Origin of the sequence: Binatus sp. (SeqCode), assembly GCF_036522015.1 — a bacterium.
Classification (GTDB): domain Bacteria; phylum Desulfobacterota; class Binatia; order Binatales; family Binataceae; genus Binatus.
Genome location: NZ_DATDGQ010000042.1, coordinates 1 through 5,644, shown reverse-complemented (window position 1 = coordinate 5,644; position 5,644 = coordinate 1). Strand labels below are relative to the sequence as shown.

Here is a 5,644-nt window from a genome sequence, read left to right as displayed (position 1 = left end):
CCTTGCGTACCGGGTTGCGGGCTTTCAGTGAGGGTGAACGAGTAGCGCGGGAATTTCAAGTGCGGGCGGCCCCAAAATCGCGATTTTTTCTAGGGTTCGTGATGGTTTTTGCACAGGCTCGTCGCCTTCACCTTGAGCCCCAAGGGGTTTGCGCGGACGAATCGCGCGCCCTGCACGATCACCCCGTCAGTAGCGGACTTCGACGAGGTACAGACCGCCCGGCGGCGCATTGGCGGGAGCCGCACCTCGATCGAGGCCGGCGAGAATCGCAGCGACTTGGTCAGCGGTGAGCTTGCCGCGTCCCACCTCGACCATCGCCGCGACCATCGCCCGCACCATGTGCCGCAGGAAACTGTTTGCCTCGACGCGGTAGAGAAGTATGTCGCCCTCGCGCGTCCATTCGCTCGAAGTCACGCGGCGAATCGTGGTCCTCACTTCAGTGCCGAGCGATCGGAACGCGGCGAAATCATGCTCACCGACAAAGATTTGCGCAGCGCAGTTCATCACCGCGAGATCGAGCCGGTCGCGGACCAGCCAGCTATAGCGATACTCGAAAGCCGAGGCGACCTTGCGATTCAACACGCGATATTCGTATACGCGCGCACGGGCGGCGCGACGCGGATCGAAGTCGTCGGGCGCGGGCGCGATGTCGAGCATCACGATGTCAGCCGGCAGGATCGAGTTGAGCGCGCGCTGCAATTCGTCCGGGTCGAAGGGGCGCGGAATCGAAATCGAAGCGACCTGCCCGCGCGCGTGCACGCCCGCGTCGGTGCGGCCCGCGCCGAACACGCGTACCGGCGCGGCGAAAATTCGCTCGAGCGCTGCCTCGATCCTTCCCTGAATCGAATCGTGACGCGGCTGAAGCTGCCATCCGGAATAGTTGCTGCCGTCGTACTCGAGCGTAAGCTTGAGGACCATCGCGCGGATCAGGCCAGTGTCGGCGAGCTGAGTGCCAGCGTCTCGGCGATCCAGAGCGCTCCCAGAGCCGCCAGCCGCGTGTTGTCGAAAACGCACCATAGAGACAGCGACTCGGCGCGCGTCTCGACGTTGACCACGATGGCCTCCTGGCCAACCGCGTCGATCACGCCGAGCGGCTCGCCTTCCTCGGCGATCAGGATGCCGGGCGCGACGCGCAGCAGCTCGACAGGATCTTCACCGTTACCCGTGCGATCGCGCGGCCGCTGGATATCGACAGTCAACGCGGAACCGTGAAGGACGGGAATTGCGGCGGCCTGCACCGAAAGCGGAGGCGCTTTGTCGAGCAGCATCGCGACCTGCGCGGCGATTGCGGACGCGACCGAACGCTCATGCTCGCGCATGAATGCGTTGAACCCGCGCTGGACTGCGTCGTCATCGAGCTCCAGCCGCGCGCTCAGAAGATCGGTGGTCTGATCGACGGTGGCCGTGAGCATTTCCATACCGCCGGCGCTCGCGCCGAGCATCGCGGTCGCGGCAACGAATCCGCCGCGCGTGCCGAGCGCTTTGAGGCAGGTGGCGAGCACGTGCGCGGCGGGATGAGGAATCGCGAAGACTTTCGTGTTACGCAATTGCGCGAACGCCTCACGTGAAGTGAGCCCCGGCGCGACCATTGGCACGTCGGACGGCGGGCGGTTCGCCGCGCTCAGATCGATCAGAATCGGACCTGGCTGTGCGGCAATGATTTCGGCCGCGCGCGGCGCGGGGATCGCAAGGAAGGCGATATCGAAATCGTGAAGATCGGCTGGAGACTCCAGCGCGTCGACCAGGCGTTCCTCACCGCCGGCGTCCACGGTCTGCATCGCGCCCGCTTCGGTGGTGAACAGTTTCAGGTCGCTGAGCTGGAACCCGCGCGCGGCGATCAGCTCGATGAGTTGATTGCCCACCGCGCCGGTGGCGCCGACTACCGCCACTCTCGGCTCGCGGGTATTGCTCATTCGCCTTCGCTTTCAGTGCTTTCGAGCTTTTCGCGCACCAACCGGCCCATCGCCTTGCATCCCACGATCTGCGTGCCGGTGCCGCCGTGAAGGTCGCGAGTGCGGTAGCCGTCGCGCACGACCGATTCGACAGCCTGCGAAATGAGTTCGGCTTCGGAGCGCATCCCGAGCGAATGCTCGAGCAACATTGCCGCCGACAGGATCGCCGCGAGCGGGTTGGCCTCGTCGCGGCCCGCGATGTCCGGCGCGCTGCCGTGAATCGGCTCGTACAGTCCCACCCGGAAGCCGGCGCTGTTGAGTTCTTCGCCAAGCGACGCCGACGGCAGCATGCCCATCGAGCCCGCGATCACCGAAGCCTCGTCCGTCAGAATGTCGCCGAACATATTTTCGGTGACGATAACGTCGAAGTCCTTGGGCCGCCGTATCAGATGCATCGCCATCGAATCGACCAGTTGGTTCTCGAAGGCGACATCCTTGTAGCGCGCGCTCAGCTCGGTTGCGATTTCGCGCCACAGCCGCGATGTCGAGATGACGTTGGCCTTGTCAACTGAGGTCAGTTTCTTGCGACGCTCGCGAGCCAGCTCGAAGCCGAACGTGAGGACGCGAGTAATCTCCGCTTCAGTGTAAAAGCAGGTATCGACCGCCTCGCGGTTTTCCTTCGCCCCTCGCTTTTCACTTGGCTTGCCGTAGTAGATACCGCCGGTTAGCTCGCGGATCACGACCATGTCGACGCCGTTGATCAGTTCGGGCTTCAGCGGTGACGCGGCCATAAGTTCCTTGACGACTTTGACGGGACGGAGGTTGGCGAACAGTCCCAGCGCTTTTCGAATTGCAAGCAGACCTTGCTCGGGACGTTTCTCCGCGTTGGGATTGTCCCACTTCGGTCCGCCGACCGCGCCCAGCAGAATCGCGTCGCTGTCCTGCGCGATCTTCACCACTTCGTCCGGTAGTGGCGAGCCCGTGCTGTCGATCGCATGGCCTCCGATCAAACCCTCCTTGAACTCGAGATCGACCGCGGATCGGCGCGCGATGATCTTGAGAATCTGCAGGGCTTCGCCGACGACCTCGGGGCCGATGCCGTCACCTTTCAAAACTAGAATTTTATAGGCCATGCGAAAGCGCTGAACGCCTGGACGTGAATGATCGGGAGGAGTGTCGGACAGTCTCGACCCGTCAGTGTATAGCCTCGGAAATCAGGATCGCAGATTGGCGCGATGGCGCTGTAGCAAATCTCGCCACAACGGCGGGAGCCGCCGAAAGCCGCGTATCGCGCAGGATGAAGAGCGAATTCAAATTCAAATCCAAGCCCTCAAAGCAGTAGCCCAAGTGGGATGTTGCGGCAAGCCCCATTTCCGCGGCTTACCGCACGTCGCTGGTCGGTTTGAGCGGCGCGTGCTTGCGCGCCTTCAGCCGGTTGAGCGCGTTTACCAGCGCGAGCGCACTCGCCATCACGATGTCGCTATGCGCGCCCTGGCCGGCGACGGTCACACCGTTCTCGCGAATCATGCAGCTCACTTCGCCGAGCGCGTCGGTGCCGCCGGTTATCGCCTTGACCGCGTAACGCTCGAGCGCGGGATTGATTGCGGCGATTTTGTAAATCGCCTTGTAGCACGCATCGACCATCCCGTCGCCTTCGCCCTCGGCCGAGCATTCTTTGCCCTCCACCCGCAACGTGACTTCCGCGTGGGGCGTGCTTCTGCTGGACGAGCCGACCTTCAAATCGATCAGCTCGAAGTGGTCGATTGTCCGGCGGGCGCTCTCGGTGACCAGCGCCAGGATGTCGTCGTCGTACACAATTTTCTTTTTATCGCAGAGCTCTTTGAACTCGGCGAACGACTTGTTCACGTCGACGTCGTCGATATCGACGCCAAGTTCCTTCAGCCGGTTGGTGAACGCGTGACGCCCCGAATGCTTGCCGAGCACCAGCTTGTTCGACGGGATGCCGATATCCTCGGGCTTCATGATCTCGTAGGTGAGCTTGTACTTCAGCACACCGTCCTGATGGATTCCGGCTTCGTGCGCGAACGCGTTGTCGCCGACGATCGGTTTGTTCGCCGGCACAGACTGTCCGATCACCTGCGACAGCAGGCGCGAGGCCGGATAGATCTGGCGCGTGTTGATCCGCGAGCCGACGCCCATCAGGTCGCGGCGCGTCTTCATCGCCATTACGACTTCTTCCAGCGAGCAGTTGCCCGCGCGCTCGCCGATTCCGTTGATGGTGCATTCGATCTGACGCGCGCCGTTGCGCACCGCCGCCAGCGAATTCGCGACCGCCAGCCCGAGATCGTTATGACAGTGCGCACTCCAGATTACCTTGTCGGCGCCGGGAACTTTTTCACGCATGTACGCGAACATCCGTCCGAATTCTTCGGGGATCGCGTGGCCGGTCGTGTCGGGCAGATTGATCACGGTAGCGCCTGCCCGAATTACCTCGCTGCAAACGTCGACCATGTAATCCCAGTCGGAGCGCGACGCGTCTTCGCAGGAGAACTCGATGTAGTCGAGATGCTTCTTGGCTCGCGTGACGGCCCAGGTGGCGGCGTCGAGCACGTCCTCGCGATTCATGTTCAGTTTGTACTTGAGATGGATTTCCGAGGTCGCGATGAAAATGTGAATTCCCGGATGCTTTGCTTTGTCCACCGCGCGCAGCGCCGCATCGACATCTCCTTCTTGCGTGCGCGAGAGACTCAGTACGATCGGTTCGGTCAGCGCCTGCGCGACGCGGTTAACGGACTCGAAATCGCCGGGCGAAGAAACGGCAAAGCCGGCTTCGATGATATCCACGTTCAGGCGTTCGAGCTGCCGCGCGAGCGCGATCTTCTCCTCGACGTTCATCGTGCAGCCGGGCGACTGCTCGCCGTCGCGCAGCGTCGTGTCGAAGATTCGGACGTAGTCGTTGTCGTTTTCGTTGTGCGCAGCCGTGTTCGCGTGTGCCATCGTCATTTCCTCCCGCATCGTCGCCGCGGGATCAGCTGCCGATCGTTTGCCAGGAGCGGAAAGCCAAAAAAGAAAACGCCCCGGGCGGCTTCGATCGGCCCACTGCCCGGGGCGTGTGTCTCAGTTTAATCAGGCCGTTAAACCTGTCCGGACGCGCGCCTGGCGTGGACCCTTGTAAGGGCCAGGCTAAGCAGCAGCTCCGGTAGCAGGTTGCAATACATCGTGTACAGATTCTAAGCGTCGGCGGAGACGTCAGTCAAGCAGCCTAGCGATGCACCGGTGGAGGCTCGCGGAGACTACCAGTGGTGCGGGCGGAGTCGGGTTCACGCGCCTTGCCGTTGGCGTCATGCGACTTGTCGGTGGAGGACGCTACCGGGCGCAGCACCGAGACCTTGGCGCTCAGCCGTTCGCCTCGCAGCATCAGCGCCGGTCCCGACAGCACGTACGCAGTCGAGAACAGGAAGGCGGTGAGCTGCGGCATCGCGAACAGCATCGCAGCGAACACCATCATCGTGACTACCAGTTCGACCTGCGCGCGCTTTTCGAGCTTGATAGTTTTGAAGCTGGGGTAGGGCACTCGCGAGATCATGAGGCCGCCGAGCGCGAGCGTGATCGGCACCATCAACGTACACAGCGTCCGCGGCGCGTCAAGCTCAAAATAGCTGTACGCCAGTGCAAGTCCGGCAATCATCACGGCCGCGCCCGGCACGGGCAGCCCGACGAAACGGCTCTTGTCCGCCGTCGCGGTTTGTACGTTGAAGCGCGCCAGGCGCAGTGCAGAGCACAGCACGAAC

At 62.7% G+C, this 5,644-nt stretch carries 5 protein-coding genes; all 5 read right to left on the bottom strand.

The window, feature by feature from the left end; translation table 11 throughout:
* Nucleotides 1-186: 186 nt before the first annotated feature.
* A complete protein-coding gene (gene truA / locus VIW95_RS01750; protein WP_331583398.1) occupies nucleotides 187-918 on the bottom strand; it encodes a tRNA pseudouridine(38-40) synthase TruA in 732 nt (243 codons plus the stop codon).
* An 8-nt stretch (nucleotides 919-926) separates the two neighbouring features.
* Nucleotides 927-1,913, bottom strand: a complete 987-nt coding sequence (locus VIW95_RS01745; RefSeq protein ID WP_331583396.1) for a hypothetical protein — start codon at nucleotides 1,911-1,913, stop codon at nucleotides 927-929.
* On the bottom strand, nucleotides 1,910-3,025 hold the full coding sequence (gene leuB / locus VIW95_RS01740) for a 3-isopropylmalate dehydrogenase (RefSeq protein ID WP_349259276.1): 1,116 nt from the start codon (nucleotides 3,023-3,025) through the stop codon (nucleotides 1,910-1,912). Before leuB ends, VIW95_RS01745 begins: the two co-directional genes overlap by 4 nt.
* 247 nt (nucleotides 3,026-3,272) lie before the next feature.
* Nucleotides 3,273-4,850, bottom strand: a complete 1,578-nt coding sequence (locus VIW95_RS01735) for a 2-isopropylmalate synthase (RefSeq protein ID WP_331583392.1) — start codon at nucleotides 4,848-4,850, stop codon at nucleotides 3,273-3,275.
* A gap of 265 nt (nucleotides 4,851-5,115) precedes the next feature.
* On the bottom strand, nucleotides 5,116-5,644 hold a 529-nt coding region (locus VIW95_RS01730), incomplete at its 5' end, for a CDP-alcohol phosphatidyltransferase family protein (RefSeq protein WP_331583390.1).

Coding starts and splice junctions, on each gene's coding strand:
- truA (WP_331583398.1), bottom strand. CDS start 918: ATGGTCCTCAAGCTTACGCTCGAGTACGACGGCAGCAACTATTCCGGA.
- VIW95_RS01745 (WP_331583396.1), bottom strand. CDS start 1,913: ATGAGCAATACCCGCGAGCCGAGAGTGGCGGTAGTCGGCGCCACCGGC.
- leuB (WP_349259276.1), bottom strand. CDS start 3,025: ATGGCCTATAAAATTCTAGTTTTGAAAGGTGACGGCATCGGCCCCGAG.
- VIW95_RS01735 (WP_331583392.1), bottom strand. CDS start 4,850: ATGGCACACGCGAACACGGCTGCGCACAACGAAAACGACAACGACTAC.